The sequence below is a fragment of the Burkholderia sp. NLJ2 genome (assembly GCF_049487195.1).
GTDB classification, from domain to species: domain Bacteria; phylum Pseudomonadota; class Gammaproteobacteria; order Burkholderiales; family Burkholderiaceae; genus Burkholderia; species Burkholderia pyrrocinia.
Genome location: NZ_CP137808.1, coordinates 1150086 through 1176949, shown reverse-complemented (window position 1 = coordinate 1176949; position 26864 = coordinate 1150086). Strand labels below are relative to the sequence as shown.

Annotated in this window: 28 protein-coding genes; 12 read left to right on the top strand and 16 right to left on the bottom strand. The window is 66.7% G+C overall.

All coding sequences use genetic code 11. The features are described from left to right. Window positions 1-21: 21 nt before the first annotated feature. Together R9B84_RS05450 and R9B84_RS05445 are read right to left on the bottom strand one after the other, a co-directional pair. Window positions 22-534 carry an acyl-CoA thioesterase gene (locus R9B84_RS05450; protein WP_423759493.1) on the bottom strand — a complete coding sequence of 171 codons (513 nt, stop codon included), beginning with the start codon at window positions 532-534 and terminating at the stop codon, window positions 22-24. A gap of 130 nt (window positions 535-664) precedes the next feature. Beyond that, the gene (locus tag R9B84_RS05445) at window positions 665-805 is read right to left on the bottom strand and encodes a hypothetical protein (RefSeq protein ID WP_208457657.1); all 141 of its coding nucleotides are present in this window, start codon (window positions 803-805) and stop codon (window positions 665-667) included. Between the two features lie 201 nt (window positions 806-1006). Here R9B84_RS05445 and R9B84_RS05440 point away from each other — a divergent pair, with 201 nt between their 5' ends. Next, complete coding sequence (locus tag R9B84_RS05440; RefSeq protein ID WP_423759492.1) at window positions 1007-1714, top strand: ArsR/SmtB family transcription factor; 708 nt, start codon at window positions 1007-1009, stop codon at window positions 1712-1714. Window positions 1715-1876: 162 nt separating this feature from the next. Next, window positions 1877-4438 (top strand): DUF6600 domain-containing protein, encoded by a 2562-nt coding sequence (locus R9B84_RS05435; RefSeq protein ID WP_423759491.1) that lies wholly within the window; start codon window positions 1877-1879, stop codon window positions 4436-4438. A gap of 104 nt (window positions 4439-4542) precedes the next feature. On the opposite strand, the gene R9B84_RS05430 is transcribed toward R9B84_RS05435, so the two are convergent. Beyond that, the gene (locus R9B84_RS05430; protein ID WP_423759490.1) at window positions 4543-5514 is read right to left on the bottom strand and encodes a thymidylate synthase; all 972 of its coding nucleotides are present in this window, start codon (window positions 5512-5514) and stop codon (window positions 4543-4545) included. Window positions 5515-5555: 41 nt separating this feature from the next. After that, window positions 5556-6953 carry a sigma 54-interacting transcriptional regulator gene (locus R9B84_RS05425; protein WP_423759489.1) on the bottom strand — a complete coding sequence of 466 codons (1398 nt, stop codon included), beginning with the start codon at window positions 6951-6953 and terminating at the stop codon, window positions 5556-5558. A gap of 533 nt (window positions 6954-7486) precedes the next feature. On the opposite strand from R9B84_RS05425, the gene R9B84_RS05420 reads away from it, so the two are divergent. Both R9B84_RS05420 and R9B84_RS05415 read left to right on the top strand, forming a co-directional pair. Further along, complete coding sequence (locus tag R9B84_RS05420; RefSeq protein ID WP_423759488.1) at window positions 7487-7789, top strand: hypothetical protein; 303 nt, start codon at window positions 7487-7489, stop codon at window positions 7787-7789. 228 nt (window positions 7790-8017) lie between these two features. After that, window positions 8018-8518 (top strand): dihydrofolate reductase, encoded by a 501-nt coding sequence (locus R9B84_RS05415; protein WP_423759487.1) that lies wholly within the window; start codon window positions 8018-8020, stop codon window positions 8516-8518. Between the two features lie 83 nt (window positions 8519-8601). Here R9B84_RS05415 and pmbA read toward each other — a convergent pair whose 3' ends face one another. After that, on the bottom strand, window positions 8602-9972 hold the full coding sequence (gene pmbA / locus R9B84_RS05410; protein WP_096472775.1) for a metalloprotease PmbA: 1371 nt from the start codon (window positions 9970-9972) through the stop codon (window positions 8602-8604). A gap of 127 nt (window positions 9973-10099) precedes the next feature. Between pmbA and yjgA the strand changes: the two genes are divergently transcribed. Then, window positions 10100-10705, top strand: coding sequence for a ribosome biogenesis factor YjgA (gene yjgA / locus R9B84_RS05405; RefSeq protein ID WP_423759486.1), 606 nt, complete (start codon window positions 10100-10102; stop codon window positions 10703-10705). Further along, the gene (gene mog / locus R9B84_RS05400; RefSeq protein ID WP_423759485.1) at window positions 10686-11297 is read left to right on the top strand and encodes a molybdopterin adenylyltransferase; all 612 of its coding nucleotides are present in this window, start codon (window positions 10686-10688) and stop codon (window positions 11295-11297) included. The genes yjgA and mog overlap by 20 nt, the downstream gene beginning before the upstream one ends. A 34-nt stretch (window positions 11298-11331) precedes the next feature. Here the strand turns inward: mog and orn are convergent, their stop codons facing one another. Beyond that, window positions 11332-11952 (bottom strand): oligoribonuclease, encoded by a 621-nt coding sequence (gene orn, locus R9B84_RS05395; RefSeq protein WP_423759484.1) that lies wholly within the window; start codon window positions 11950-11952, stop codon window positions 11332-11334. Between the two features lie 117 nt (window positions 11953-12069). Here orn and R9B84_RS05390 point away from each other — a divergent pair, with 117 nt between their 5' ends. The 3 genes from R9B84_RS05390 to R9B84_RS05380 all read left to right on the top strand — a co-directional run bounded on the left by R9B84_RS05390 (window position 12070) and on the right by R9B84_RS05380 (window position 14647). Next, window positions 12070-13329 (top strand): M48 family metallopeptidase, encoded by a 1260-nt coding sequence (locus R9B84_RS05390; protein ID WP_423759483.1) that lies wholly within the window; start codon window positions 12070-12072, stop codon window positions 13327-13329. After that, entirely contained in the window at window positions 13326-14267 is a 942-nt protein-coding gene (gene rsgA / locus R9B84_RS05385) for a ribosome small subunit-dependent GTPase A (protein ID WP_423759482.1), read from the top strand. Before R9B84_RS05390 ends, rsgA begins: the two co-directional genes overlap by 4 nt. A gap of 62 nt (window positions 14268-14329) precedes the next feature. Next, the gene (locus R9B84_RS05380) at window positions 14330-14647 is read left to right on the top strand and encodes a putative signal transducing protein (RefSeq protein WP_047900141.1); all 318 of its coding nucleotides are present in this window, start codon (window positions 14330-14332) and stop codon (window positions 14645-14647) included. A 63-nt stretch (window positions 14648-14710) separates the two neighbouring features. Here the strand turns inward: R9B84_RS05380 and R9B84_RS05375 are convergent, their stop codons facing one another. The 6 genes from R9B84_RS05375 to rpsP all read right to left on the bottom strand — a co-directional run bounded on the left by R9B84_RS05375 (window position 14711) and on the right by rpsP (window position 18839). After that, the gene (locus tag R9B84_RS05375; RefSeq protein ID WP_096472769.1) at window positions 14711-15649 is read right to left on the bottom strand and encodes a CobD/CbiB family protein; all 939 of its coding nucleotides are present in this window, start codon (window positions 15647-15649) and stop codon (window positions 14711-14713) included. Window positions 15650-15769: 120 nt separating this feature from the next. Next, window positions 15770-16456 carry a CoA pyrophosphatase gene (locus R9B84_RS05370; RefSeq protein WP_423759481.1) on the bottom strand — a complete coding sequence of 229 codons (687 nt, stop codon included), beginning with the start codon at window positions 16454-16456 and terminating at the stop codon, window positions 15770-15772. 87 nt (window positions 16457-16543) lie between these two features. After that, window positions 16544-16936 carry a 50S ribosomal protein L19 gene (rplS, locus tag R9B84_RS05365; RefSeq protein ID WP_048249607.1) on the bottom strand — a complete coding sequence of 131 codons (393 nt, stop codon included), beginning with the start codon at window positions 16934-16936 and terminating at the stop codon, window positions 16544-16546. 132 nt (window positions 16937-17068) lie between these two features. After that, window positions 17069-17863, bottom strand: coding sequence for a tRNA (guanosine(37)-N1)-methyltransferase TrmD (gene trmD, locus R9B84_RS05360; RefSeq protein WP_034183054.1), 795 nt, complete (start codon window positions 17861-17863; stop codon window positions 17069-17071). Window position 17864: 1 nt separating this feature from the next. Continuing rightward, a complete protein-coding gene (gene rimM / locus R9B84_RS05355) occupies window positions 17865-18542 on the bottom strand; it encodes a ribosome maturation factor RimM (protein ID WP_423759480.1) in 678 nt (225 codons plus the stop codon). Between the two features lie 42 nt (window positions 18543-18584). Continuing rightward, window positions 18585-18839, bottom strand: coding sequence for a 30S ribosomal protein S16 (gene rpsP / locus R9B84_RS05350; protein WP_006476550.1), 255 nt, complete (start codon window positions 18837-18839; stop codon window positions 18585-18587). Window positions 18840-18991: 152 nt separating this feature from the next. Between rpsP and R9B84_RS05345 the strand changes: the two genes are divergently transcribed. Continuing rightward, complete coding sequence (locus R9B84_RS05345) at window positions 18992-20131, top strand: PQQ-dependent sugar dehydrogenase (protein ID WP_423759479.1); 1140 nt, start codon at window positions 18992-18994, stop codon at window positions 20129-20131. Window positions 20132-20240: 109 nt separating this feature from the next. Continuing rightward, the gene (locus R9B84_RS05340; protein ID WP_034183440.1) at window positions 20241-20708 is read left to right on the top strand and encodes an NINE protein; all 468 of its coding nucleotides are present in this window, start codon (window positions 20241-20243) and stop codon (window positions 20706-20708) included. Between the two features lie 43 nt (window positions 20709-20751). On the opposite strand, the gene R9B84_RS05335 is transcribed toward R9B84_RS05340, so the two are convergent. Together R9B84_RS05335 and R9B84_RS05330 are read right to left on the bottom strand one after the other, a co-directional pair. Beyond that, window positions 20752-21930 carry a PA0069 family radical SAM protein gene (locus R9B84_RS05335; protein ID WP_423759478.1) on the bottom strand — a complete coding sequence of 393 codons (1179 nt, stop codon included), beginning with the start codon at window positions 21928-21930 and terminating at the stop codon, window positions 20752-20754. 90 nt (window positions 21931-22020) lie between these two features. Beyond that, window positions 22021-22509: an Lrp/AsnC ligand binding domain-containing protein gene (locus R9B84_RS05330; RefSeq protein ID WP_012492860.1), complete on the bottom strand. Its 489-nt coding sequence runs from the start codon at window positions 22507-22509 to the stop codon at window positions 22021-22023. A gap of 145 nt (window positions 22510-22654) precedes the next feature. On the opposite strand from R9B84_RS05330, the gene R9B84_RS05325 reads away from it, so the two are divergent. After that, window positions 22655-23941 (top strand): D-amino acid dehydrogenase, encoded by a 1287-nt coding sequence (locus R9B84_RS05325; protein ID WP_423759477.1) that lies wholly within the window; start codon window positions 22655-22657, stop codon window positions 23939-23941. A 94-nt stretch (window positions 23942-24035) separates the two neighbouring features. On the opposite strand, the gene R9B84_RS05320 is transcribed toward R9B84_RS05325, so the two are convergent. Beyond that, window positions 24036-25826 (bottom strand): acyl-CoA dehydrogenase, encoded by a 1791-nt coding sequence (locus R9B84_RS05320; RefSeq protein WP_423759476.1) that lies wholly within the window; start codon window positions 25824-25826, stop codon window positions 24036-24038. A 96-nt stretch (window positions 25827-25922) separates the two neighbouring features. Beyond that, window positions 25923-26858, bottom strand: coding sequence for an electron transfer flavoprotein subunit alpha/FixB family protein (locus R9B84_RS05315; RefSeq protein WP_423759475.1), 936 nt, complete (start codon window positions 26856-26858; stop codon window positions 25923-25925). Window positions 26859-26864 lie beyond the last annotated feature (6 nt).

Here is a 26864-nt window from a genome sequence, read left to right as displayed (position 1 = left end):
GACGGGCGGCGCCCGCGACGGTCAGACCGCGCCCTTCGCGACCTCTTCCGGCTTCATCTCGACGATCTTGTCGAGCGCGGCCCGCACGTCGGCCGCATATTTCGCGAGCACCTTCTGCTCGTCGGTCTCGGGCACGAACGGCGGCACCGGCACCGGGTTGCCGTTCTCGTCGACCGCGACGAACACGACGAGGCAGTCGGTCGTCTGGCGCAGCACGCCGCCCTTCGGGTCACCGGCGTGCACGGACACATGGATGTGCATGCTGGTGCGCCCCGTCGCGACGACGCGCGCCTTCAACTCGACGAGATTGCCGACCAGGATCGGACGCTGGAAACGGATGTTGCCGACGCTGACCGTCACGCAATAGCGGCTCGACCAGACGGCCGCGCACGCATACGCGACCTCGTCGATCCACTTCATCAGCGCGCCGCCATGCACCTTGCCGCCGAAGTTCACGGACGACGGCTCGGCGAGGAAGCGGAAGACGGTTTCGGTGCGGTCGAGGGCGGCCGGGATGGGGGACGGTTGTGGCATCTTGTTGGCTCCAGGCGGCAGGGGCGCTGTAATCGGGCCATTATACGTTGCACTGCGGCAACGCGTCGCGGTGCGCCCCGTGTGGCGCGGCGGTGCTGGCGCACCTGAAACGCACCGGGATCGGCGCCCGTCAGCGGCGTATCGTGATGCCCTGGTCGATCGTCCCGTACATCTCGAGGCTGCCGCCCCGCTCGCCGGCGGCGCCCGCGCCGCCCTGCGCACAGGCCGCGCAGACGAGCGCGGCCGCCAACAGGCAGAAAATCGTCTTCATCATTGCTTCGTGTCACGTGCGGCGACCCGCTGCCGCCGCGTCCGGCCATTCTACGCGCGCCCCGCGCGGGGCCGCAGTCCGGTCCGCCGCATGGCCTGTGCCCGTGCCGGCACCGCTGCATCCGACATTTCAGCCGGATCGGAAACATCGAATGCCGGCACCCACTACACTGCAGTTCATCCCGCCAGACGAGACACGACGATGACCGATCAAGACGACCACCACTTTCCGGGCCTGAGCCGCATCGGCGCATTGATCTCCGACCCGGGGCGCGCCGCGATGCTGTGGGTGCTGATGGACGGCAGCGCACGACCGGCCGGCGAACTGACGATGATCGCGGGGCTGTCGCCGTCCGCGGCGAGCGCACACCTTGCGCGGCTGACCGATGGCGGCCTGCTCGCGCTCGACGTGCGCGGCCGGCACCGCTACTACCGGATCGCATCGTCCGACATCGCGGCATCGCTCGAAGCGCTCGCGAACGTCGCCCGCGCGGCCGCGCCGCACCGCCCGGTTCCGCCGCCGTCGCGCACGGTGCCGGCCGAACTGCGCTACGCGCGCACCTGCTACGACCACATGGCCGGCGAACTCGCGGTGCGCATCTTCGACGGGCTCACCTCGCGCGGCTGGCTGCTCGCCAACGGCGATGCGATCGAGACCACCGAACTCGGCACCCGGGCGCTCGCGCAATGGGGCATCGACGTCGCCCAGCAGCGCGCGCGCCGGCGCCGCTTTGCGTGCGGCTGTCTCGACTGGAGCGAGCGGCGCTCGCATCTCGGCGGCGCGCTCGGCGCCGCGCTGCTCGACAGCTTCTGTGCGCACGGCTGGATCGAGCGTTCCGCACGGCCGCGCGTGCTGCGCGTCACCGTGCCCGGACAGCAGGTTTTCGACGGGTGGCTTACGTCCGCTTGACGCCAGTATTGCGGCTGCACGACAACGGCGCGAGATGGACAGGTTTTGTTACATCGCGTGCCATCCGGCTTACAAAACACCGAGCATTGAAACAGGCCAAGCGGATATTGTGAACTCAACGGCACGAATCGACGCGCCGCGACAACGACGAAGACGTTCACCATGGCCACCCTGTTCACGCTCAAGCGAACCGCCCGCTGCACGCTGCTCGCGTTCGCCGCGCTTGCGGCACAGCCCGCCGCATTCGCGCAATCGGCCGATGCCCCGCCATATGCGGCCGCGGCACGGCAACCGGGCGGCGATCCGCCCGGCCGCGTTGCACGGCTCAATTACCTGTCCGGCGCCGTGACGACAGAACCGGCCGGCACCGATACATGGTCGTATGCCGCCGTGAACCGGCCGCTGACGACCGGCGACCAGCTCTGGAACGACGCCGGCGCGCGCTCGGAACTGCACATCGGCTCGACCGCGGTGCGGCTCGGCAATTCGACGAGCCTGTCGGTGCTGAACCTCGACGACTCGACAACACAACTGAAGGTCGGCCTCGGCACCGTATCGACGCACGTGCGCGCGCTGCCGGCTGGCAGGTCGTACGAAATCGACACGCCGAACCTCGCGCTCGGCATCACCAGCCCCGGCGACTATCGCGTCGATGTCGCACCGGACGGCGCAAGCACGACGGTTACGGTGCGCAGCGGCAGCGCGACCGTCTACGGCAGCAACGGGCAGTACCCGCTATCGCCCGGACAGCAGGTCGTATTCACGGGCACCGACCTGCAGGTTGCGCAGCAATCGCAGGCGCCGGGCCCCGATACGCTCGACCAGTGGGCGGCCAGCCGCGATGCGGCCGAGGAGCGCTCGGTGTCGGCCCGCTACGTGTCTCGCGACGTTCCCGGCTACCAGGATCTCGACGCGAACGGCACGTGGCGCGAAACCCCGAATTACGGCTCGGTATGGGTGCCGAACGACACGCCGGCCGACTGGGCGCCGTATCACGACGGCCACTGGATCTGGCAGGCGCCGTGGGGCTGGACGTGGGTCGACGACGCACCGTGGGGCTTCGCGCCGTATCACTACGGTCGCTGGGCGTACGTGGACGATAGCTGGGCATGGGTGCCCGGCCCAATGGTCGTCAGCGAGCCGCCCGTCTATGCGCCGGCGCTCGTCGCGTTCGTCGGTGGCGGCGGCGGTCCCGACTGGAGCGTCGCGCTGACCGTCGGCGGCGTCGCCGCAGCCGGCTGCGCGTGGTTCGCGCTCGGACCGGGCGAGCCGTGGCACCCGGGCTGGGGCGGCTGGAGCCCGCACTACTACGACCGCGTGAACCGCAACATCGTGGTGAACAACGTCAACGTGAACGTGAACAAGACCGTGAACGTGACGAACATCACCAATATCACCAACATCAACAAGACGTACGTGAACTTCCACGCGCCGCACGCGATCACGGCCGTGCCGGCCTCCGCGTTCGTGCACGGTCAGCCTGTTGCGCACTTCTCGCAGCACGTCGATCCGCAGCAATGGCGCAACGCGCACGTGACGCCGGGTACGCCCGGCATTGCGCCGGTGCGCCAGAGCTTTACCGGCGGGCTGCGCAATGCCGCCTACCGTCCGCCGGAGGCGATCGCGCAGCACCCGTACGTCGCGACGCGCAATCCCGCGGTGCCGGCCGCATACCGCGACCAGGCCGCCGCCCACCTCGCGCAACAAGGCGGTCGCGTACCGGGCGCCGGCGCCCCCGTCGTGAAGACGAACGTGCCGGCCGACTACACGGCTCGCCCGGTTCGCGTTCCGGGCAACCCGAACGGCGGCACATGGGCAATGCACAACGTGCAGCTCGTGAATCCGCACGGCCCCGTCGTGCAGCCGTCACGCGCGCCGCGCGAAGGCCAGCCGCCTGCCGTGCAGGCCGGACGGCCGGGCGCACCGGTGCCGGTGCCGGGCGCGCCGAATGCCGCACGGCCGGCGAACGGCGAGAACCCCAATGCGCCACGCTTCGCCAACGGCGGCATGCCGCAGGCACCCGGCAACCCGGCGCCGCATCAGGCATTCGGGCCCGGAAACGGTGTCCCGCATCCGCCGATGGCCGGCAATTTCCCGTCAGGCATCGGCAACGCACACGCAGCCGACACGCCGTCGCCTGCGTGGATGCAACCGCACGCGCCAATGGAGCGCCAGCGCCCCACGCCGCCGACCGCGCTTCACGCGGCAGGACAAAATGCGCTGCCGCCCGTGCGCAGCGCGGTGCCGGTACCGCATCCTGACGGCGCGCCGGCGCCGCAGGGCGCGCAGCCTGGCGGCCGGAACGAAGCGCCGCGCGCACTGCCGCAACCACGGTTCGACAATACGGCGCAGATCCCGCAGCCACGTCCGCGCCCCGATATCCCGACGCCGGCCCAGCATGCGCAGGCGCAACCGGAACGGGCCGCCCCCGCGCCGCAGCCGCGCCCCGAATTCGCGCAACCGGCACCGCACCGCGAAGTCGCGCCGCCGCGCGTGAACGAGTACCGCCCGCCTGCTCCCGCCGTGCATGAAATGCCGCGCCCGCAGCCGCAGGCGCCGCGCGTGGAGCCACGGCCGTCGATGCCCGCGCCGCACATGGAACCGCGACCGTCGATGCCCGCGCCCCGGATGGAGCCGCGGCCGCAACCGGCGCCGCACGTCGAGGCGCCGCGCCCGAGCAACCCGCCGCCGCAAGGCGGTCACGATGAGCGGCACCGCCAGTAAGTGCCGCAAACGTGAAACAAAAAAGCCCGACCGGCACCAGCCGGTCGGGCTTTCTTTCCGTGGGGCCCGCGGGTCGGTAAACCCGCGCGGCCCGCTCCGCGCGATCAGACCGCCATCGGCACCGTCAGCGGCTCGTGGTGGCGGTAGCCGACGAGCGAGAAATCGGACGGCTCGATCTGCTCCAGCCACTCGGGCGCATAGACGCCCGTCTGCGCGTAGTCGGGCACGCGCTCGGCAATCTCGAGCCGCGGGCTTTCGTACGGCTCGCGCGTGAGCTGCTGCTGCAGCATGTCGAGCTGGTTCTCGTAGATGTGCGCATCGCCGATGAAATACGTGAACCAGCGCGGCGTGTAGCCCGTCAGCCGGCCGACGAGCGACAGCAGCGCGGCCCCTTCCGTCAGGTTGAACGGCGTGCCGAGCCCGACGTCGTTGCTGCGGATATACAGGCACAGCGAAATCTCGCGTTTCGTCGCATTCGGCAGGAACTGGTACAGCAGATGGCACGCAGGCAGCGCGATCTGGTCGAGCACCGCCGGGTTCCATGCGTGAAACAGGATGCGACGGTCGGCCGGATTCTCCATGATCGTGTCCAGGCACTGACGCAACTGGTCGATCGCCTTGTACAGCAGCACCTTCGGCGCGCCGTCTTCGTCGAACCGCGTGACGATCCGGAAACCGCGGCGCGTCGCGTCGGCGATCTGCGCGTCGGCGCCCGCGTCGAGCACCTTGTAACCCGGCCACTGGCGCCATTGCACGCCGTACACGTCGCCGAGATCGTCGACGCCCTGGCGATACGGGTTCGCGAGCCACTGCGCATTCTCGTTCGCGTTCGCATCCCACACCTTGCAGCCAAGCGCGCGGAAATCGGCCGCGCTGCGCGACGCGCGCAGGAAGCCGACCAGTTCACCGATCGCGGACTTGAACGCGAGCTTCTTGGTCGTGACGGCCGGGAAGCCTTGCTGCAGGTCGAAGCGCAGCATCGCGCCCGGCATGCTGATGGTGCGGATCCCCGTGCGGTTCTCCTGCCAGGTGCCGGTATCGAGAATGGTACGAACGAGGTCGAGATACTGTTTCATGCGGGTTCCTTCGGCCGCGAGGGCGGCCGTACCCGCCAATTTTAGCAAGCGTGATGCGGAAGCTCCGGCAACGGCGCCGAAAACCCTGCCAGCGTGTCGCCGCGATCGCGCATTCCATGCGCGCACATCAGCCGGTAGAGCGTGACACGCGACACGCCGAGTTCGCGCGCGGCATCCGCGAAACGGCCGCGATGGCGCAGCAGCGCCTGCTCGATCGCCTGTCGTTCGGCCGCCTCGCGCGCCTCCAGCAGCGACACGGGCGCGAGCGTCGCATAGTCGATCAGTTCGAGATCGGCCGCGGTGATCATGCGGCCCTCCGACATCACGATCGCGCGGCGCACGCGATTGATCAGCTCACGCACGTTGCCCGGCCACGAATAGCCGTACAGCGAGGCCACCGCATCAGGGGAAAAGCCGCGCAGGCGGCGATGCGCGTCGCCCTTGAAACGCTCGAGCATATGGCGCGCGAGCACCTCGATGTCCTTGCCGCGCGCGCGCAGCGGCGGCTCCTCGATCTTGAGCACGCACAGGCGATGGAACAGGTCTTCGCGGAACCGCCCTTCGCGCAACGCCGTTTCCATGTCCACGTGCGTCGCGCAGATCACGCGCACATCGACCGGTACCGACACGTGCGCACCGAGCCGCTCGATCTTGCCTTCCTGCAGGAAGCGCAACAGGCTCGCCTGGCTTTCGAGCGGCAGGTCGCCGATCTCGTCGAGAAACAGCGTGCCGCTGTTGGCCGCCTCGACGCGGCCGATCTTGCGCTGGTTCGCGCCGGTGAATGCACCGCGCTCATAGCCAAACAACTCGGCCTGCAGCAGGGTCGACGGGATCGCCCCGCAATTGATCGCGATGAACGGCGCCTGCGCACGCGTCGAGCGCTCGTGAATCGCGACCGCCGTCAGTTCCTTGCCCGTGCCCGATTCGCCGGAGATGAACACCGGCGCATCGGTCGCCGCGACGCGACGGATTGTTCTGAAGAGTCCGAGCATCGCATCGCAGGTGCCGACCATCTCGCCTTCGCTGCGCCCTGCACCGGCGGGCGGCGCAACGGGCTCGGTCAGCGCGACCATGCCATGCGCATGACCGACGGTCTCGACGATCCGCGACATCTCGTACGGCATCGTCACGTAGTCGAAGCAATAGTCGCGAATGAGATGGCGCAGCGTGGCGTCCTGCAACTGGCCGCGCCGCGTCGCTGCAATCCAGCCGATGTGCTGGATGCTCAGGCAGGATTCGAGTTCGCGCAGGTCAGAGGGTTTGAAGCCCGGCGAGAAATCGAGCAGGCCGGCCGTTGCAACGCCGTGCTGCACGACGCGCCGTACGTCGCGTACGGTCTCCGCAAGATCGACGCGCCAACCGCATTCGTCGAAATGGCCGCGCAACGCGTCGTTCGGTTCGCGCGAATAGTAGATCACGTGCCGCTGATCGGCTCCCATATGCCCACCCCGTTCATCAACCATCTAACGATTGCCACGCACGTCAAGTCACGTGCGAAAGGATCGAATCGGGTCAGCCCAAGGTGGCTCGATTCGCCATGCCGATGCGCGGCAACGACAATGCCTCGCATGATGGCGCTTATCTCGCGTCCGTTTTTTTGATCAAGACAGCTTAGTTATAGGCACTGAATACGACAAACCGATTTCAGTGCCCCAGGCGATCCGGCCGAATCGCTCAGGAAGTCGACGCATGTCAATCATCTGCACATAGCACTTGCGCAGCGAAGTTTTCTTTCATCGACACATGCGTCGATTTTCATCCTTGAAGCGTATCGATTGAATCCGCAGTATTCCCAAGCCCCCTCGTTTCAGGCCTGAAACATTTTCAGGCGTTTTTAGCCACAATTCTCAACGCTTGCGCACGAATCGCAGTTGCGACAACGGTGCCGGCGCGATGGCATGTATTTCGCTGGATACGGAATACATCGGAGACAGCGACCATGCGACAACACCCTTTGCTTTCTTTCGTGCCGATGGCGATTGCGCTCGCGGCCGCCGGCCCGCCCGTGCCGGCGCACGCGGATGAAAACGTGAAGCTGGATCACGCGATGTTGCTTGCCGAAAACGCGCCCAGCGTGCAACCCGGCAACGAGTTCGCCATCATGAACGTGTCGGCACCGCAACCGCTGCCGGCCGGCAAGACTTCGGTGACGCTGTGGGACGAGATCCCGCCTCCGCCCCTGTTGCCGACGCCGCTCCCGGCACCGCAGCCAGGCGAGGTGCAGCACGCGATGGAAAGAAACGCGCAAGGCACCACGCACCAATCCATTCGCTGAGGATTCCATATTTATTCGCATCGGCCGTACGGCATCGATCGCGACCGCCCTCACCGCCCCCGCAACGCGAAACGGTTTTGTGCTCCGTCCCCCGGCGGGCACTCTTTTTATTCAATCCGTCGGCGCGACGAGCAGCACCGGAATGCCGACGCACGCGCGCGGAATCCGGCATGCACCGCCGTTCCGGTAGAATCGGCGCCATTCCGGTTTTCCTCTTTCCCGACCTTCATGACGACGTTGACCCTGATCGTCGCGCGTGCCCGCAACGGCATCATCGGCCGCGACAACCAGTTGCCCTGGAAACTTCCCGAGGATCTCGCGTTCTTCAAGCGCACGACGATGGGTGCGCCGATCGTGATGGGCCGCAAGACCCACGAGTCGATCGGCCGGCCGCTGCCGGGCCGCCGCAACATCGTCGTCACGCGCGACGCAGCGCGTCGCTTCGATGGCTGCGACACGGTCACGTCGCTCGCCGACGCGCTGGCGCTCGCTGCGCGCGACGGAGTGCCCGAGGCCTTCCTGATCGGCGGTGCGCAACTCTACGCGGAAGGCCTCATGCTCGCCAATAAACTGGTCGTCACCGAGATCGATGCCGACTTCGACGGCGATGCGTCGTTCCCGGCGCCCGACGCCACGCACTGGCAGGAAGTCTCGCGCGATGCACGCCAGGCTGCCGCACCGAATACATTCGGTTATGCGTTCGTCGTCTACGAGCGCAAGCGCGGCTGACGCGTCACGCACAATGAGAAAAGCCCGACCGGCTCGCGCCGGTCGGGCTTTTTCGTTTCGTCGCGGCCTGCGCCGCGCGCGGCTTACTGCCCTGCGATCGTCATCTGCTCGATCAGCACGGAGCCCGTTTCCTTCGTACCGCGCACGATCGAATCCGCACCGATCGCGACGATATGCCGGAACATCTCCTGCAGCGTGCTCGCGACGGTGATTTCCTCGACCGGATACTGGATCACGCCGTTCTCAACCCAGAAACCCGCCGCGCCGCGCGAATAGTCGCCCGTCACATAGTTCACGCCCTGCCCCATCAGCTCGGTCAACAGCAGGCCGGTACCGAGCTTCTTCAGCATCGCGTCGAAGTCGTCGCCCGGCTGCGTGTCCGAGCTGCGCAGCGCGAGGTTGTGCGAGCCACCCGCGTTGCCGGTGGTCTGCGTGCCGAGCTTGCGTGCCGAATAGGTCGACAGGAAGTAGCCTTCGACGACGCCGTCCTTGACGACGCTGCGCGCGCGCGTACGCACGCCTTCCTCGTCGAACGGCGCGCTGCCCATCGCGCGCGGCACGTGCGGATCCTCGACGACCTGGATGTGCGGCGCAAACACCGGCTTGCCGAGGCTGTCCACGAGGAACGACGTCTTGCGGTACAGCGCGCCGCCGCTCACGGCCTGCACGAATGCGCCGAGCAGGCCGGCCGCGAGCGGCGCCTCGAACAGCACGGGTACCTTGCGGGTGTCGAGACGACGCGCCCCCATCCGCGCGAGCGCACGCTCGGCCGCGTAACGGCCCACCGCTTCAGGTGCCGCGAGATCGATCGCGCTGCGCTTCGACGAATACCAGTCGTCGCGCTGCATGTGACGGCCGCTGCCCGCGATCGGCGCGCATGCGATGTAGTGGCGCGAGTACGGATAGCCGGACAGGAAGCCGCGCGACGTCGCGAGCACGAATTGCGAATGCTGCGCCGACACGCTCGCGCCTTCCGAATTGCGGATCTGCGGGCTGACCGCGAATGCGGCATCTTCCGCGCGGCGGGCGAGCTCGACGGCCTCGTCGGCCGTCAGCGCCCACGGGTGATAGAGATCGAGGTCGCGCGGGTCGGTTTCGAGCAGCTCGGCCTCGGCGAGGCCGGCCGCTTCGTCCTCGGCCGTGAAGCGCGCGATGTTGTACGCAGCGGCGACGGTATCCTTGATCGCGGCCGGCGAAAAATCGGACGTGCTCGCGTTGCCGCGCTTCTTGCCGATGAATACGGTCACGCCGACCATCTTGTCGCGGTTGTGCTCGATCGTTTCGACTTCGCCGCGGCGCACCGACACCGACAGGCCGTCGCCCTCGGAGATTTCGGTTGCGGCGTCCGTCGCGCCGAGTGCCTTCGCATGGCGAAGGATGTCCGACGCGATTTCTTTGAGCTGGTCCTGCGTGTGCGGGAAATAGCGCGCTTGTACGTCGAGATTGGCTGCCATCGTCTTGGTATCCGGTGGCGGGCGGGCGCCCGCATGTTCAAAATGTTGCGTATCCCGCGATCATAGCAAGGTCCGGGGTCGGGCACAGACAAGCTTGGGGTGTCCGCGCCGCGATACAATGCCGCCCATGACACGCAAAACCCGAATCCAGCCGATCGAGCATGCCGTCGAAGACGACGACAACGGCTACGATCGCCCCAGCAAATCCCAACTCAAGCGCGAGATGCACGAGCTGCAGGTGCTCGGCCAGGCGCTCGTCGATCTGCCGAAGGATGCGCTGAAGCGCATGCCGATGCCTGAAAGCCTCTCGGACGCCGTTCGCGAGGCGCGCCGGATCACCGATCACGAAGGCAAGCGCCGCCAGCTCCAGTACGTCGGCCGCGTGATGCGCTCGCTGACCGACGACGAGACGGCCGCGCTGCGCACCGCGCTCGACGCGCAGCGCGGCGTGAACAAGGCCGCGACGGCCCGCCTGCACTGGATCGAGCGCACGCGCGAACGGTTGCTCGCCAACGACGACGCGCTGACCGAATTCCTGCGCCAGCACCCCGAAGCCGACATCCAGGAAGGCCGCACGCTGATCCGCAACGCGCGCAAGGAAGCGCAGCAAGGCAAGCCGCCGCGCTATTTCCGCGAACTGTTCCAGTGGATCAAGACCGCCAGCGGCGCGCCCGACGGGGATGACGAAGCGGCCGACGACGCCGGAGACGACCATGACGACGACGAAGCCTAACCACCCGGACGAGCTCGTCGTCGGTCTCGTATCGATCAGCGACCGTGCCAGCACGGGTGTCTACGAAGATAAAGGTATTCCGGCGCTGCAGGAGTGGCTCGCCGCCGCGCTGGTCTCGCCGTGGCGCGCCGAAACGCGGCTGATCCAGGACGACGCACCGACGATCTCCGCCACGCTCGCCGAGCTCGTCGACGTCACCGGCTGCGACCTCGTGCTGACGACCGGCGGCACGGGCCCCGCGCGCCGCGACGTGACGCCCGAGGCCACGCTGGCCGTGGCGACGAAGGAAATGCCCGGATTCGGCGAACAGATGCGGCAGATCAGCCTGAATTTCGTGCCGACCGCGATCCTGTCGCGGCAGGTCGCGGTGATCCGCGAGACGGCCGACCATGCGGCGCTGATCGTCAACCTGCCCGGCCAGCCGAAGTCGATCCGTGAAACGCTCGAAGGGCTGCGCGATGCCGACGGCAAGTCGACCGTGCCCGGCATCTTCGCCGCGGTGCCCTACTGCATCGACCTGATCGGCGGCCCGTACATCGAGACCGACGCCGCGGTGGTCGCGGCGTTCCGGCCGAAAAGCGCGCAGCGCTGAGCCTGTACCCAGCGCTGAGCGCGTGCCGGCCCGCTCAGGCGGCCGGCGCGGACTCGCCTGCCGACACCGACGCGGCCGGGATCAGGAAATGCTCGCGGTAGTACTTCAGCTCGTCGATCGACTCGTGGATGTCCGCGAGTGCCGTGTGCATCGCGCGCTTCTGGAAGCCCTTGTAGATCGCCGGCTGCCAGCGGCGGCACAGCTCCTTCAGCGTGCTGACGTCGAGATTGCGGTAGTGGAAGAATTTCTCGAATTCCGGCATCCAGCGCGCCATGAAACGGCGATCCTGGCAGATCGAGTTGCCACACATCGGCGACTTGCCGGGCGACACGTACTGCGCGAGGAACGCCTGCAGTTGCGCGGCGGCTTCCGCCTCGGTCACGGTCGACGCGCGCACGCGGTCGATCAGGCCCGAGCGGCCGTGCGTCGACTTGTTCCAGTCGTCCATTTTCGCGAGCGTTTCGTCGCTCTGGTGGATCGCGAACACGGGGCCTTCGACGGCAACGTCGAGCGTGGAATTGGTCACGACGACCGCGATCTCGATGATGCGGTCGTTATCCGGGTCGAGGCCCGTCATCTCCATGTCGAGCCAGACGAGGTTCAACTCGTTGCGCACGAGCGCGGGCTGGCTGGCGGAAGCGGCGGTATCGGTCATGAGTCATCCTGGAAAATGGCGGACGGCGCGCGGCGCCGCCCGGGCGGCCGGCATCGCAGCAGCGGGCCCGGTCCGCAAGAACATATAATTCTCGCATAGAACCCTTTGGCGCCTTCGATGTCACCCTTTTCGTTCACCCTGCTGTTCGCGCTCGCCGTGCTCGCGATGGTCGTCACCAAGCTATGGCTCGCGTCGCGGCAAATCCGCTTCGTCGCCGCGCACCGCAACGGCGTGCCCGCGCAATTCAGCGCGACCATCCCGCTGACCGCCCACCAGCGCGCGGCCGACTATACGGTCGAGCGTACCCGGCTGACGATGCTCGAGATCGTCGTCAGCGCGGCCGTGCTGGTCGGCCTCACGCTGCTCGGCGGCGTCGGCGCGCTCGACACGCTGCTGACCGGCTGGCTCGGCCGCGGCTACGGGCAGCAGGTCGCGCTCGTCGCCGCGGTGCTTGTGATCACGAGCGTCATCGACGTCCCGTTCGAGTATTACCGCCAGTTCGGGATCGAGCAGCGTTTCGGCTTCAACCGGATGACGAAGCGGCTGTTCTTCACCGACATGCTGAAAAACTCGCTGCTCGGCGCCGCGCTCGGCCTGCCGCTGCTGTTCGTCGTGCTGTGGCTGATGAACCAGGCCGGCAGCCTGTGGTGGCTGTGGACCTGGATCGTCTGGGTCGCGTTCCAGATGCTCGTGCTGCTGATCTACCCGACCTTCATCGCACCGCTCTTCAACAAGTTCGAACCGCTGAAAGACGACGCGCTGCGCTTGCGCATCGAGTCGCTGATGAAGCGCTGCGGCTTCGCGGCGAAGGGGCTGTTCGTGATGGACGGCAGCCGCCGCTCCGCGCACGGCAACGCGTACTTCACGGGCTTTGGCGCATCGAAGCGAATCGTGTTCTTCGACACGCTGCTCGCGCGCCTGTCCGGCCAGGAAATCGAAGCCGTGCTCGCGCACGAACTCGGTCATTTCAAGCGCCGCCACGTGATGAAACGGATGCTCGTGTCATTCGTGCTGAGCCTGGTGCTGCTCGCGCTGCTCGGCTGGCTGGCGCAACGCACCTGGTTCTATACGGGGCTCGGCGTCATGCCGTCGCTCGACACGAGCAACGCGGGCGCCGCACTCGTACTGTTCTTCCTCGCGATTCCCGTGTTCCTGTTCTTCGCGACGCCGTTCAGCAGCCTCACGTCGCGCAAGCACGAATTCGAGGCCGACGCGTTCGCGGCCAGCCAGACCGACGCGCAGGATCTGGTCAGCGCGCTCGTGAAGCTCTATGAAGACAACGCGTCGACGCTGACACCCGACCCCGTCTACACGGCCTTCTACTACTCGCATCCGCCCGCATCGCAGCGGATCGACCGCCTGATGCAGCACGCATGAGCCGGCCGACCTCCCGCAAGCCGGCCCCGCGCGCGTCGGGCGCGCAACGTGTCGAAGGCCGCGTGATCGCGGCGCACGGCCGCCACTACATCGTGGCGCCCGAAGACGGCAGCCCGATGCTGCAATGCTTCCCGCGCGGCAAGAAGAGCGACATCGCGGTCGGCGACCGCGTCGTCTACGAACACGCGTCGGCCGACCAGGGCGTGATCGTCGAGATCGGCGAACGGCGCAACCTGCTGTACCGTTCCGACCAGTTCAAGTCGAAGCTCTTCGCGGCCAACCTCGACCAGTTGCTGATCGTGCTCGCGACCGAGCCCTATTTCAGCGAGGACCTGCTCGGCCGCGCGCTGATCGCCGCCGAGGCGAACGAGCTGAAGCCGCTCGTCGTGCTGAACAAGATCGACGTCGAGGCCGCGCTGCCGGTCGCGCGCGAGCGCCTCGCACCGTACCGCGCGCTCGGCTACGACGTGCTCGAGCTGTCGGTGAAGGGCTCGCCCGACGACGCGCGCGCGCAACTGATGCCGCACCTCGCCGGGCATTCGACGATCCTGCTCGGCCAGTCCGGAATGGGCAAGTCGACGCTCGTGAACCTGCTCGTTCCCGATGCCGAAGCCGCGACGCGCGAGATCTCGGCCGCGCTCAACAGCGGCCGCCACACGACGACGTTCACGCGCCTCTACCCGCTGGAGGGCGGCGGCGCACTGATCGATTCGCCGGGCTTCCAGGAATTCGGCCTCTACCATCTGACGGAAGGCCGTCTCGAACGCGCGTTTCCGGAGTTCCGGCCACTGCTCGCGGACTGCCGTTTCTATAATTGCCATCATCTGCACGAGCCCGGCTGCGCGATTCTCGAAGCGGTCGACGACGGCCGCATCGCGCCGTCCAGGCATGCGCTGTATGCGCAGCTCGTGCACGAGGCGAGCCAGATCGTCCGCTGATTCCGCGACAGGCGCGCGGCGGCCGGCACCGTTGGGGCCGGCCTTCACCGACAGGAGCCGCCATGCGTTTCAAGGCACCCAATCTTGCGACGGCGCAGCATTGGGCCAACGTGCTTCAGGCGGCCGGCATCGGCTGCGAGTTGCATAACTGCTACGCCACCGGCGCGCTCGGCGGCCTGCCCGCCGATGCGTGCACGCCCGAGCTGTGGCTCGACGACGAACGCGACGACGCGCTCGCGCGCCGGCTCCTCGATGCCGCATCGAACGGCCCGTCGGCCGGCGCTGCACCGTGGCGCTGCCGGCAGTGCGGCGAGGCGCTCGAGGCCCAGTTCACGGCCTGCTGGCAATGCGGCGCCGTGCGCGATCCGCTCGACGACTGACCCACAGCAAAAAGGCCGGCGTCACGCCGGCCTTTGTCTTTCATCGGGCGCTGCGCAGTCCTGTCACGATACCCAGACGGCAAGCGTCAGCATCAGCAGCAGGATCATCCACAGGATCACCGCACGCCAGACGAGGCCAACCGCCGACTGCAGCGTCCGCGGCGTGCAATCGTCACCGACCGTCAGCGGACCGCTGTCGCCGACCGCCAGCGCGTCGAGGCTCGACGGCTCCGCGAGCGGCCCTGCGAGACGTGCGCCGAGGGCCCCGCTGCCGGCTGCCAGCAACACGCCGTCGTTCGGGTCGGGCCACTGGCGCGTGTGGTTGCGCCACGCGTAGATCGCATCCTCGAAATTGCCGACGATCGCGAAGCCGAGTGCGGTCAGCCGCGCGGGAATCCAGTCGATCACGAAGAACGCGCGTTGCGCGAACGTCGAGAAGGCGGCCGTGCGGTCGTCGCCCGGCGTCGACCAGCTACGTGCGAGGTATTCGGAAATCCGATACAGCACGGCACCGGCCGGGCCGATCGGCAGCACATACCAGAAGAACACGCCGAACACGTGGCGATGCGATGCGACAACCGCGTGAATCAGCGTGTGGCGGACGATTTCACCGACCGGCATGTCGACCGTGTCGATGCCCGTCCACTCGCGCAGGATTTCGCGCGCGCGCGGCACGTCGTCGTTGTTTAGCGCGAGGTGGATGTCGGTGAAATAGTGGCTGAACTGGCGGAAGCCGAGCGTGAAATACACAACGACCACGTTCCACAGGAATGCGAGCACGAAGCTCACCTTGTACAGCAGGAAATAGATCAGCGCGACGATCAGCACCCACGGCAGCACGACCGCGAGCCACGCGAGGATACCGTGCTTCTGCTTGCCGGCGTCGAGACCATGCGCGACGGTTTCCGCATGAAACTGGAACAGCGCGAACACCGGATTGTTCGGCGACAACGCGCGGACTTGTTCGATGATGAGGGCGAGGAGAACCGAAAAGAAAGTCATGCGTGGCGCCGTCTTCGGAGTTATGTCATTTTTTGCATAACGATAGCACAGCGTAAGCCTCGCATGGCTGCCGGCGCGGTCGCCCAGCGGCCGGCCGCGTGCGCCGGCCGGTGTGTGCGCCTATGCGGCGACCAAGAAGCGGTACAGATTGCGAAACATGCCGGCAGTTGCGCCCCAGATGAAGTAATGCCCGCCTGGTTCGCCGTTCGGATAAGGCATCGCAAAAAAACGACGCTCGCCGCCTTCCCAGCGAAACACGCGGACCTGATGGTTCGCGGGATTCATCAGGAACGCGAGCGGCACCTCGAAGATCTCGGCGACTTCGAACGTGTCGGCCTGCGTCGTGAACGGCGGATGCACGAGGCCGACCACCGGCGCCACGCGGAAGCCGGTGCCGGTCAGGTAGTCGGGCAGCGCGCCGAGGATCTCGACGCGTTCGGCAGCCAGCCCGATCTCTTCCTTCGCCTCGCGCAACGCGGTGGCGGTCGCATCGCGGTCGAACGGTTCGCGACGGCCGCCGGGAAAGCTGATTTGCCCCGCATGGTCGTTCAGGTGATCGGCGCGCTGGGTCAACAGCACGGTGAGGCCCGACTCGCGGGCGACGAGCGGCACGAGGACGGCCGCACTACGCGGATCGACGCCTTCCTGCAGCCTCGCCTCTCCGGGCTCGACGCTCCAGTCGAGCGTGCGCGCGAAACGGTCGCGCAAGCCGGACGGCGTCATCAGGCCGGGATCGATGGTCGGCAGGCCGGCGCCGGTGCCTTCGACCGGCAAGACTTCGGGATCGATGATGGGGCGGCGATTCAATGGGGCTCTCGGGATCGTGTCGTATCGAGCATATTGTCGCGCCAGAATGAAAAAAGCACCCGGGTGGGTGCTTTTTCCTTACAGCTCTTACTCTTGGGAAGCTGCTGCGGCGCGATCCTTCGACACCAGCTTTTCCTTGATACGAGCCGACTTGCCCGAACGCTCGCGCAGGTAGTACAGCTTCGCGCGACGCACATCACCGCGGCGCTTCACGACGATGCTCGCCAGCAGCGGCGAGTACGTCTGGAACGTACGCTCGACGCCTTCGCCCGACGAGATCTTGCGGACGATGAAATTCGAGTTCAGACCACGGCTGCGAATCGCGATCACGACGCCTTCGTAGGCCTGAACGCGCTTGCGGGTACCTTCAACCACGTTCACGTTCACGATCACCGTATCGCCCGGGGCGAATTCGGGAATCGTCTTGCCGGCGAGCGCGCGCTCGATTTCTTCCTGCTCAAGTTTTGCGATGAGGTTCATCACTGACTCCGATTGCCATCGTGTCGGCGTTTGCGCCTGCCTGCTCCCAGGCCGGCCCCGATAGAGGATGGGTTCACATCAGGCGCCGCGCACGCATGCACGGCACCGCCAATTCCCGCCCGCGACGCCGCCTCAGGAGGCGTCCTTCGCTTCGCGTGCGAGGTTCGCGAGCCATGCCTCGTCGGCACGGCTCAACAACTTTTCGCGACGCGCCCGGACGATCAGGTCCGGCCGCTTCCGCAACGTATTCCGCAATGCTTCCTGCCGCCGCCACCGCTCGATCTCGGCATGATGCCCGCCGAGCAGCACGTCCGGCACGCGCACGCCATCGTATTCCTCGGGGCGCGTGTAGTGCGGACAATCGAGCAGGCCGTCGACGAAACTGTCCTGCACGGCCGACTGCGAATCGTTCAGCACACCGGGCAGCAACCGCACGACCGCATCCATCATCGCCATCGCAGGCAGCTCCCCGCCCGACAGCACGAAATCGCCGAGGCTGATTTCCTCGTCGACGCAACGGTCGAGCAGGCGCTGGTCGATCGCTTCGTAACGGCCGCACAGCACGACGACACCCGGCTCCTGCGCCATCCGCACCGCTCGCTCGTGCGTGAGCGGCGCGCCCTGCGGCGACATCATCACGACACGCGTGCTCGCGATGCCCTGCTCCGCCTGCGCCGCCTTCGCGGCGCCGATCGCGGCTTCGAGCGGCCTGGCCAGCATCACCATGCCCGGACCGCCGCCGTACGGGCGATCGTCGACCGTGCGGTAGTTGTCCGTCGTGAAATCACGCGGGTTCCAGGTGCGCAGCCCGAAGCGCCCCTGCTTGACGGCCCGGCTGGTGATTCCCCAGTCGGTCAGTGCGCGGAACATCTCGGGGAAGAGCGTGACGACGTCGAACTGCACCGCGCTCTCGGTAACCTGGTTCATTTCAGTAATCGGCTTCCCAGTCGACGACGATGCGACGCGCCGCCTGATCCACCGTTTTGACGTATACGCCGACAAACGGAATCAACCGTTCGTCGGTAGTCGGCTGACCGTCTTTGCCGGTCGCCGGATACTCGACACGCATGATCGAATGCACGCCGTTGTCGATCATCCCGCCCACCTTCCCGAGCGCCACCGATTGTTCGTTGACGACATCGAGACCGATCAGGTCGACCCAATAGAATTCGTCCGCGGCCAATGCCGGAAAATCTTCCCGGCGCACGAACACGCGAAAGCCGCGCATAGCCAGCGCAGCATCGCGGTCGCCAACGCCCGCGGGTTGCGCAACGACCGTGTCGCTGTGCGTCTTCGACTGCATGATGCGGGCGGAAAGCCGCTCCGCACCTCGTTCCAGCCACCAGCGGCGCGCGTTAAGCAGCGCGTCGCCGCCGCGACCGGCGTCGGCATGCGTCGCCACCTTGATCCAGCCCTTCAGGCCGTAGGCGTCGACCACCGCCCCGACCTCGACAGCATCGTCGGGCCAGGCTTGCGTCGCGTCGAGGCTACCTTGTTCGGCAGCCTGTCCGGCGTTCGCGACAACGTCGCGCTCGACCGGCTTGCGGACGAATGCGCCGAATGACGCACGCCCGCGCCTTGCATTACCGGAATCGTGACCCGCCATCAATGCACCTCACAGCCGGCACGACCGGCACACCGTGCCATGTTAGGCAGCCGGTTGCGCCTTTTGCGCTTCCTTCACGAGACGCTGGACGGTCGGCGACAGTTGCGCGCCAACGCCTTGCCAGTACGTCAGGCGGTCCTGAGCGATACGCAGCGATTCGCCCTTCGTGGCGACCGGGTTGTAGAAGCCGACGCGCTCGATGAAGCGGCCGTCACGACGGTTACGCGAATCGGTAGCAACGATGTTGTAGAACGGGCGCTTCTTCGAGCCGCCACGAGCCAGACGGATGATAACCATATGATGTCCTTCGGAAAACCGGGTTCGAAACTACTGAAACACGCGATTATAGCCGGAAACCAGAGGTACAACAAACACTTACGCGGAAAAAATCCGCGGACGGCCTGTCGGCCGGGCATACAATCGTCGTGTCCAGGACGTTCCCGACCGTCATGCCGCTCCTTCGCGCCGCCCCGACGCGCCGCGCGCAGCACCGTTTCATGGCGCTGCTTGCCGACCTTGCCTGCCTCGCGTCCGCAACGGCGTTTGCCGCGCCGTTGCCGGTCGATGAACTTGTCGTGCCGCCCGGCTTCCACGTGGAAGTGCTGACCGACGCGGTACCGACCGCACGCGAAATGGCGTGGTCGCCGCGCGGCATCCTGTATGTCGGCACACGGGAAGGCCGCGTGCATGCGTTCGAGATGCACGAGGGCCGGATCAGCGCGCGCCACGTGATCGCGTCCGGGCTCGACATGCCCGTCGGCGTCGCCTACCGCGACGGTGCGCTCTATATATCCGCCGTGTCGCGCATCCTGCGCCTCGATCACATCGATGACCGGCTCGCCAAGCCACCGCCGCCTGTCGTCGTGACAGACGCACTGCCGACCGAACACCACCACGGCTGGAAATTCATTGCGTTCGGCCCCGACGGCAAGCTTTACGTGCCGACCGGCGCACCGTGCAATGTCTGTCTCGCCGATCGTGGCCGCTACGCGATCATCGCACGCATGAAGGCCGACGGCAGCGGAAGCGAGGTCGTCGCCCGCGGCGTGCGCAACACGGTCGGCTTCGCATGGCACCCCGATTCGGGCGAGCTCTGGTTTACCGACAACGGGCGCGACATGATGGGCGACGACGTGCCCGACGACAAGCTGAACCGCGCGCCTCGCGCCGGCCTCGACTTCGGCTTTCCATACTGCCATGGCGGCGACACGCCCGACCCCGAATTCGGCAGCGCCGACGTATGCCGTCGTTATGTACCGCCCGTATTGAAACTCGGCGCGCACGTCGCGGCGCTCGGCATGCGCTTCTATACCGGGCCCATGTTTCCGGCCTCGTATCGCAATAATGTGTTCATCGCCGAACACGGTTCATGGAACCGCAGCACGAAGGTCGGCTACCGCGTGATGCGCGTCGTCGTGTCGGCGGACGGCAGCCACGCGCGCCAGACTCCGTTCGTCACGGGCTGGCTGCGGCCCGACGGCACGGTATGGGGGCGCCCGGCCGACGTGCTGCCGCTACCGGACGGTTCGCTGCTCATCAGCGACGACTACGCAGGTGCAATCTACCGCGTGACCTATGCGGCGCCTTGACGCAGGCCGGGGGTGACCGGGCCCGACCGGGCATCGTAGAATGCGTGCCGGGCCGCGCGCCCGCGCCGGCCCGCCGGCCGCCCATGCCAACGACAATACGCCGCCATCCATGTCCAGCAGCACCGCACCGTCCCGCCGCTTCCGTTCCAAGACGCTCACCGCCGCCCTCGCATTCCTGTTCGGGTCGCTCGGCGCGCACCGCTTCTATCTGTACGGCTTTCGCGACGTGTACGGCTGGGCACACCTGCTCGCGACGATCGTCGGCATCCCGGGCTTCCTCCTGCTCGCCGCGACCCAGCGCAGTGCTGGCCTCGGCTGGTGGCTCGCGGTACCCGGCGCAATCTCGCTGCTGGCGGCGTTTCTCGCCGCGCTCGTCTACGGGCTGCGCCCCGACGAAAAGTGGGACGCGCAATTCAACGCGGAAACGGGCAAGCACAGCCGGTCGGGCTGGACCGTGATCTTTGTCGTGATCTTCTCGCTGCTGATCGGTGCGTTCCTGCTGATGACCGCGCTCGCGCTGTCGTTCCAGACGTATTTCGAGTCGCAGGTCGAAGCAGCAAAGCAGATTTCGCAGTAAGCGCGACGCACCGGCGCCGACGGGCACCGGTATTGCGCGCCAGTCAGAACAGGTTCAACTGCATGTCGTCACGCGACTTCGCGCCGGCTGCGCGAACCGCAGCACGCGGCGCCGACACAGCGACGGCAGGCGCGCCACGAAACTGCGACAGATCGAGGATGCCGTTCGTGCGCTCGTTCAGCCCGAGCCGCTTGACCGCCTGGCGGAAGCGCTGCCGCAACAGGTCGGCCCAGATCCCCTCGCCCTTCATCCGTTTCGAGAAATCCGAGTCGTAGTCTTTCCCGCCGCGCATGTCGCGCACCCGGTTCATCACGCGTTCCGCGCGATCGGGGAAATGCGCGGCAAGCCAGTGCTTGAACAGCGGCGCGACCTCCCACGGCAACCGCAGGATGATGTAGCTCGCATGTGTCGCACCGGCTTCCGCGCACGCTTCGAGCACGCGCTCCATGTCGGGCTCGGTGACGAATGGAATCACCGGTGCAATGCTCACGCCGACCGGCACGCCCGCATCGCGCAGCGCACGGATCGTGCGCAACCGGCGCGCCGGTGTCGCCGCACGCGGCTCGAGCGTACGCGCGAGATCGGCGTCGAGCGTCGTGATCGTGACCGCCGCCATCACCTGTCCGCGCTCGGCCATTGGCGCAAGCAGATCGAGATCGCGCTCGATCAGCGACGATTTCGTGATCGCGGCAAACGGCAACCCGTGATCGTGCATCACCTGGATCACGCTGCGCGTGATGCGCAGGTCGCGCTCGACCGGCTGGTAGGCGTCGGTGTTGACACCGAGCGCGATCGGCTCGGGTACATAGCGCTTCCTCGAAATCTCGCGCTCGAGCAGTTCGGCCGCATTGACCTTCGCGTAGATGCGGCTTTCGAAATCGAGCCCCGGCGACAGGCCAAGATAGCTGTGCGTCGGCCGCGCAAAGCAGTAGATGCAGCCGTGCTCGCAACCGCGATACGGATTGAGCGATACGCTGAACGGAATATCGGGCGACTGGTTGTGCGTCAGGATGCTCTTCGCACGCTCCTCGAATACCTGCGTGCGCAGCGGCGCGGGGAAGTCGGCATCGTCCGACTCGTGCGTCCAGCCGTCGTCAATCGCTTCGCGCTGCGCGATCTCGTACCGCCCCTGCAGGTTGTCGACCGCACCGCGCCCCTTGCGGGGCACGGGCGGCGCTATCGGAAATTCGTTGTCGGACCGATCGTCCATGTGCCCACCCATTCGCCTGCACCTAATACTGTACATTTATACAGTATTAGGTGCAGCATGCCAAGGGCGGGATAAGGGGCTCGACAACAGGCCGCCGGCACGTCACTCGCCGACCGCGATCGTCAACGTCTCCTTGATTTCTTCCATCACGACATAGCTCTTCGACTGCACGGCGCCGGGCAACTGCAGCAGGATATCGCCGAGCAGCTTCCGGTAGTCGGCCATCTCGCCGATCCGCGCCTTGATCAGGTAGTCGAAATCGCCGGACACGAGGTGGCATTCGAGCACCTCGTCGATCTTCATCACTTCCCGACGGAATTGCTCGAACATGTTGCCGCCCTTGTGGCCGAGCGTGATCTCGACGAACACCAGCAGCGCGGCACCCAGCTGGCCAGGGTCGACCCGCGCGTGATAGCCGGTGATCACGCCGTCCCGCTCCATGCGCCGGACGCGCTCGATGCACGGCGTGACGGTCAATCCGACCTGTTCCGCGAGGTCTTTCATCGCCATCCGGCCGTCGTCCTGGAGCAGTTTGAGGATGCGCCGGTCGAGCTTGTCGAGCGAGCGTACGGGCTGACGTTGCGTTCTCATTTGTTTATGCTGAAAACCTGAAAAATACGATAACAAAACCTGGACATTCGACAATACCATAGCGCAAAAAACTAGATCAGCTAGAGGTTACACGGAGCCGCGGGTGCGCCCGGCCTCGATCTGGTCCCTTCCATCTGGAGCAGCTATGCGAGTCGTCATTCTGGGCAGCGGTGTGGTGGGCGTGGCAAGCGCGTATTACCTCGCGCGCGCCGGTCATGAAGTCACTGTGATCGACCGGGAAGCCGGCCCTGCGCTCGAGACGAGCTTCGCGAACGCGGGCCAGATTTCCCCCGGCTATGCCGCGCCGTGGGCCGCGCCCGGCGTGCCGCTGAAGGCCGTCAAGTGGATGTTCGAAAAGCACGCGCCGCTTGCAATCCGTCTCGACGGCACGCGCTTCCAGCTCCAGTGGATGTGGCAGATGCTGCGCAACTGCACGACCGAGCGCTATGCGGTCAACAAGGGCCGCATGGTCCGCCTCGCCGAATACAGCCGCGACTGCCTGCAGGCGCTGCGTGCCGACACCGGCATCCAGTACGAAGGCCGCACGGGCGGCACGCTGCAACTGTTCCGCACGCAACAGCAACTCGACGGCGCGGCGAAGGACATCGCCGTGCTGCAGGAAGCGAACGTGCCGTTCGAACTGCTGTCGCCGGCCGACCTGAAGAATGCCGAACCGGCGCTCGCCGCCGTGTCGCACAAGCTGACGGGCGGCCTGCGCCTGCCGGGCGACGAAACGGGCGATTGCCAGTTGTTCACGACGCGCCTCGCGGCGCTCGCCGAATCGCTCGGCGTCAAGTTCCGCTACAACACGCCGATCGATGCGCTCGCGATCGCGGGCGGCAAGATCGCCGGCGTGCAGTGCGGCAGCGAGACGGTGCGCGCGGACGCGTACGTCGTCGCACTCGGCTCGTACTCGACCAGCTTCATCTCGAACCTGATGAAGATTCCGGTCTATCCGCTGAAGGGCTATTCGATCACCGCGCCGATCGTCAACGAAGCGGCCGCGCCCGTGTCGACCGTGCTCGACGAAACCTACAAGATCGCGATCACGCGTTTCGACCAGCGCATCCGCGTCGGCGGCATGGCGGAAATCGTCGGCTTCGACAAGAAGCTGCGCGCGGCGCGCCGCGAAACGCTCGAAATGTGCGTGAACGACCTGTTCCCGGGCGGCGGCGACACGTCGAAGGCGACGTTCTGGACGGGCCTGCGCCCGATGACGCCGGACGGCACGCCGATCGTCGGCCGCACGCCGGTGTCGAACCTGTTCCTGAACACCGGCCACGGCACGCTCGGCTGGACGATGTCGTGCGGTTCGGGCCAACTGCTCGCGGACCTGATCTCGGGCAAGAAGCCGGCGATCCAGGCCGACGACCTGTCGGTGCACCGTTACCTGAAGGAAGTGGCCGGCCAGACGCGCCCGGCATACGCATAAGCCGCGACTGCCCGCAGCAATGCGGGCCGGCCGGCATCAGAAAGAAAGGCGCCCGTCGGGGCGCCTTTTTCATTTCATCGGATACGTTGCTGAATCAGAACTGGTCTTCCGTCAACGCGAGCACGCTCTCGTTGCCCTTCGCGCCGACGATCGACGCTTCGAGCGCGCCGGCCTGCACGAGAATGTGCTCCGCATAGCATTGCGCGATCGCGATCTTTGCGTCGAAGAACGCCGGGTCGCTCGCGCGGTTCGCCTGCGCCGCCACCAGCGCGCGCGCCATCTGCCACCCGCACAGCACCACGCCCGCCAGCTTCAGGTACGGCACGCTGCCCGCGAACACCGCGTTCGGGTCCTGCTTCACGTTCGCCACCACGTAGTCCACCACCGATGACAGCGCGCGCGCACCTTTCTCCAACTGTGCCTTCATCGACGCGGCCGCCGCGCCGTCCAGCCTGCCCAGCGCCGCCACCGTCTCACCGATCTCCGCGATCAGCGCCTTCGCCACCGCGCCGCCGTCGCGCATCGTCTTGCGGCCGACCAGGTCGTTCGCCTGGATCGCCGTCGTGCCTTCGTAGATCGCCAGGATCCGCGCATCGCGGTAGTACTGCGCCGCGCCCGTCTCCTCGATGAAGCCCATCCCGCCGTGCACCTGTACGCCCAGGCTCGCCACGTCGTTCACCATCTCCGTGCTCCAGCCCTTCACGACCGGCACCAGATATTCGTAGATTGCCTGATGACGGCCACGCGTCGCCTCGTCCGAATGGCGGTGGGCAATGTCGCTGTGCGCGGCTGCCACGTACGCCAGCGCCCGCGCGCCTTCGGTCAGCGCGCGCATCGTGCCGAGCATGCGGCGCACGTCCGGGTGATGGATGATCGTCACCGACTGCTTCGCCGAGCCGTCCACCGGGCGGCTCTGCACGCGTTCCTTCGCGAATTCCGCCGCCTTCTGGTACGCACGGTCGGCCACGCCGATCCCCTGCATCCCGACGCCGAAGCGCGCCGCGTTCATCATGATGAACATGTATTCGAGGCCGCGGTTCTCTTCGCCGATCAGGTAGCCGATCGCGCCGCCGTGGTCGCCGTATTGCAGCACCGCCGTCGGGCTCGCCTTGATCCCGAGCTTGTGCTCGATCGACACGCAGTGCACGTCGTTGCGCGCGCCGAGCGAACCGTCCTCGTTGACCATGAACTTCGGCACGATGAACAGCGAGATGCCCTTCACGCCTTCCGGCGCGTTCGGCGTGCGCGCCAGCACCAGGTGGACGATGTTGTCCGCCATGTCGTGCTCGCCCCACGTGATGAAGATCTTCGTGCCGAACACCTTGTAGGTGCCGTCGCCCTGCGGCTCCGCGCGCGAGCGCACCAGCGCCAGATCGGAGCCCGCCTGCGGCTCGGTCAGGTTCATCGTGCCGGTCCATTCGCCCGAGATCAGCTTCGGCACGTAGCGCTGCTTCTGCTCGTCGGTGCCGGCCGTCAGCAGCGCCTCGATCGCGCCGTCGGTCAGCAGCGGGCACAGCGCGAACGACAGGTTCGACGCGTTCAGCATCTCGATGCACGGCGTCGCGATCAGCTTCGGCAGCCCCTGGCCGTCGTACTCGGCCGGATGCTGCAGCCCCTGCCAGCCGCCTTCGACGAACTGGCGGAACGCTTGCGCGAAGCCCGGCGTCGCGGTCACGACGCCGTCCTTCCAGCTGCTCGGGTTGCGGTCGCCTTCGACGTTCAGCGGCGCCAGCACCTCGCCGCAGAATTTCGCGGACTCATCGAGCACAGCCTGCGCCGTGTCGTAACCGGCATCCTCGAAACCCGGCAACTGCGCAACGGCGTCGATGCCCGCGAGTTCCTTCAGCACGAACAGCATGTCCTTGACCGGTGCGACATAACTCATGGCGTGTCTCCCCTGCTCTCTTCTGTCGATGGCGAAAAAAAGGGCGCTCGTCGCGCCCCTTTTCCCTTGTGCTTACCGCTGAAGCGTCACACCGCGTCAGCCGAGCTCGGCGACGAGCTCCGGCACGAGCGTGAACAGATCGCCGACGAGGCCATAGTCGGCCACGCTGAAGATCGGCGCTTCCGGATCCTTGTTGATCGCGACGATCACCTTCGAATCCTTCATGCCGGCCAGGTGCTGGATCGCACCCGAGATGCCCACGGCAATGTACAGCTGCGGTGCAACGATCTTGCCGGTCTGGCCGACCTGATAGTCGTTCGGCACGTAGCCTGCGTCGACTGCCGCGCGCGAGGCGCCGAGCGCAGCCGACAGCTTGTCGGCCAGCGGCTCCAGCACCTTCGTGTAGTTCTCGCCGCTGCCCAGACCGCGGCCGCCCGACACGATGATGCTCGCGCTCGTGAGTTCCGGACGGTCCAGCTTCGTCACTTCACGGCTCACGAACTGCGACTTGCCTGCGTCGGCTGCCGCTTCGATCTTCTCGACCGCTGCACTGCCGCCTTCTGCTGCAACCGGATCGAAACCCGTCGCACGCACCGTGATGACCTTGATCGGGTCGCTCGACTGCACCGTCGCGATCGCGTTGCCCGCGTAGATCGGGCGCTCGAACGTGTCGGCCGAATCGACCGCCGTGATGTCCGAGATCTGCGCGACGTCCAGCTTCGCGGCGATGCGCGGCGCGATGTTCTTGCCGTAGGCCGTCGCCGGCGCGAGGATGTGCGAGTAGTCCTTCGCGATGTTCAGCGCGGTCGCTTCGACGTTTTCCGCGAGGCCCGCTTCGAGCTGCGGCGCGTCGGCCAGCAGCACCTTCGCAACACCGGCGATCTTCGCTGCTGCGTCTGCAGCCGCTTGCGCGTTGTGGCCCGCGACCAGCACGTGAACGTCGCCGCCGATCTTCGCAGCCGCCGCCACCGTGTTCAGCGTCGCGGCCTTGATCGACGCGTTGTCGTGTTCTGCAATCACCAGAATCGTCATTTCTTT

Bases quoted from the DNA above. Each gene is read 5' to 3' on its own strand.
- R9B84_RS05450 (WP_423759493.1), bottom strand. From the start codon at position 534: ATGCCACAACCGTCCCCCATCCCGGCCGCCCTCGACCGCACCGAAACC.
- R9B84_RS05445 (WP_208457657.1), bottom strand. From the start codon at position 805: ATGAAGACGATTTTCTGCCTGTTGGCGGCCGCGCTCGTCTGCGCGGCC.
- R9B84_RS05440 (WP_423759492.1), top strand. From the start codon at position 1,007: ATGACCGATCAAGACGACCACCACTTTCCGGGCCTGAGCCGCATCGGC.
- R9B84_RS05435 (WP_423759491.1), top strand. From the start codon at position 1,877: ATGGCCACCCTGTTCACGCTCAAGCGAACCGCCCGCTGCACGCTGCTC.
- R9B84_RS05430 (WP_423759490.1), bottom strand. From the start codon at position 5,514: ATGAAACAGTATCTCGACCTCGTTCGTACCATTCTCGATACCGGCACC.
- R9B84_RS05425 (WP_423759489.1), bottom strand. From the start codon at position 6,953: ATGGGAGCCGATCAGCGGCACGTGATCTACTATTCGCGCGAACCGAAC.
- R9B84_RS05420 (WP_423759488.1), top strand. From the start codon at position 7,487: ATGGCGATTGCGCTCGCGGCCGCCGGCCCGCCCGTGCCGGCGCACGCG.
- R9B84_RS05415 (WP_423759487.1), top strand. From the start codon at position 8,018: ATGACGACGTTGACCCTGATCGTCGCGCGTGCCCGCAACGGCATCATC.
- pmbA (WP_096472775.1), bottom strand. From the start codon at position 9,972: ATGGCAGCCAATCTCGACGTACAAGCGCGCTATTTCCCGCACACGCAG.
- yjgA (WP_423759486.1), top strand. From the start codon at position 10,100: ATGACACGCAAAACCCGAATCCAGCCGATCGAGCATGCCGTCGAAGAC.
- mog (WP_423759485.1), top strand. From the start codon at position 10,686: ATGACGACGACGAAGCCTAACCACCCGGACGAGCTCGTCGTCGGTCTC.
- orn (WP_423759484.1), bottom strand. From the start codon at position 11,952: ATGACCGATACCGCCGCTTCCGCCAGCCAGCCCGCGCTCGTGCGCAAC.
- R9B84_RS05390 (WP_423759483.1), top strand. From the start codon at position 12,070: ATGTCACCCTTTTCGTTCACCCTGCTGTTCGCGCTCGCCGTGCTCGCG.
- rsgA (WP_423759482.1), top strand. From the start codon at position 13,326: ATGAGCCGGCCGACCTCCCGCAAGCCGGCCCCGCGCGCGTCGGGCGCG.
- R9B84_RS05380 (WP_047900141.1), top strand. From the start codon at position 14,330: ATGCGTTTCAAGGCACCCAATCTTGCGACGGCGCAGCATTGGGCCAAC.
- R9B84_RS05375 (WP_096472769.1), bottom strand. From the start codon at position 15,649: ATGACTTTCTTTTCGGTTCTCCTCGCCCTCATCATCGAACAAGTCCGC.
- rplS (WP_048249607.1), bottom strand. From the start codon at position 16,936: ATGAACCTCATCGCAAAACTTGAGCAGGAAGAAATCGAGCGCGCGCTC.
- trmD (WP_034183054.1), bottom strand. From the start codon at position 17,863: ATGAACCAGGTTACCGAGAGCGCGGTGCAGTTCGACGTCGTCACGCTC.
- rimM (WP_423759480.1), bottom strand. From the start codon at position 18,542: ATGGCGGGTCACGATTCCGGTAATGCAAGGCGCGGGCGTGCGTCATTC.
- rpsP (WP_006476550.1), bottom strand. From the start codon at position 18,839: ATGGTTATCATCCGTCTGGCTCGTGGCGGCTCGAAGAAGCGCCCGTTC.
- R9B84_RS05345 (WP_423759479.1), top strand. From the start codon at position 18,992: ATGCCGCTCCTTCGCGCCGCCCCGACGCGCCGCGCGCAGCACCGTTTC.
- R9B84_RS05340 (WP_034183440.1), top strand. From the start codon at position 20,241: ATGTCCAGCAGCACCGCACCGTCCCGCCGCTTCCGTTCCAAGACGCTC.
- R9B84_RS05335 (WP_423759478.1), bottom strand. From the start codon at position 21,930: ATGGGTGGGCACATGGACGATCGGTCCGACAACGAATTTCCGATAGCG.
- R9B84_RS05330 (WP_012492860.1), bottom strand. From the start codon at position 22,509: ATGAGAACGCAACGTCAGCCCGTACGCTCGCTCGACAAGCTCGACCGG.
- R9B84_RS05325 (WP_423759477.1), top strand. From the start codon at position 22,655: ATGCGAGTCGTCATTCTGGGCAGCGGTGTGGTGGGCGTGGCAAGCGCG.
- R9B84_RS05320 (WP_423759476.1), bottom strand. From the start codon at position 25,826: ATGAGTTATGTCGCACCGGTCAAGGACATGCTGTTCGTGCTGAAGGAA.
- R9B84_RS05315 (WP_423759475.1), bottom strand. From the start codon at position 26,858: ATGACGATTCTGGTGATTGCAGAACACGACAACGCGTCGATCAAGGCC.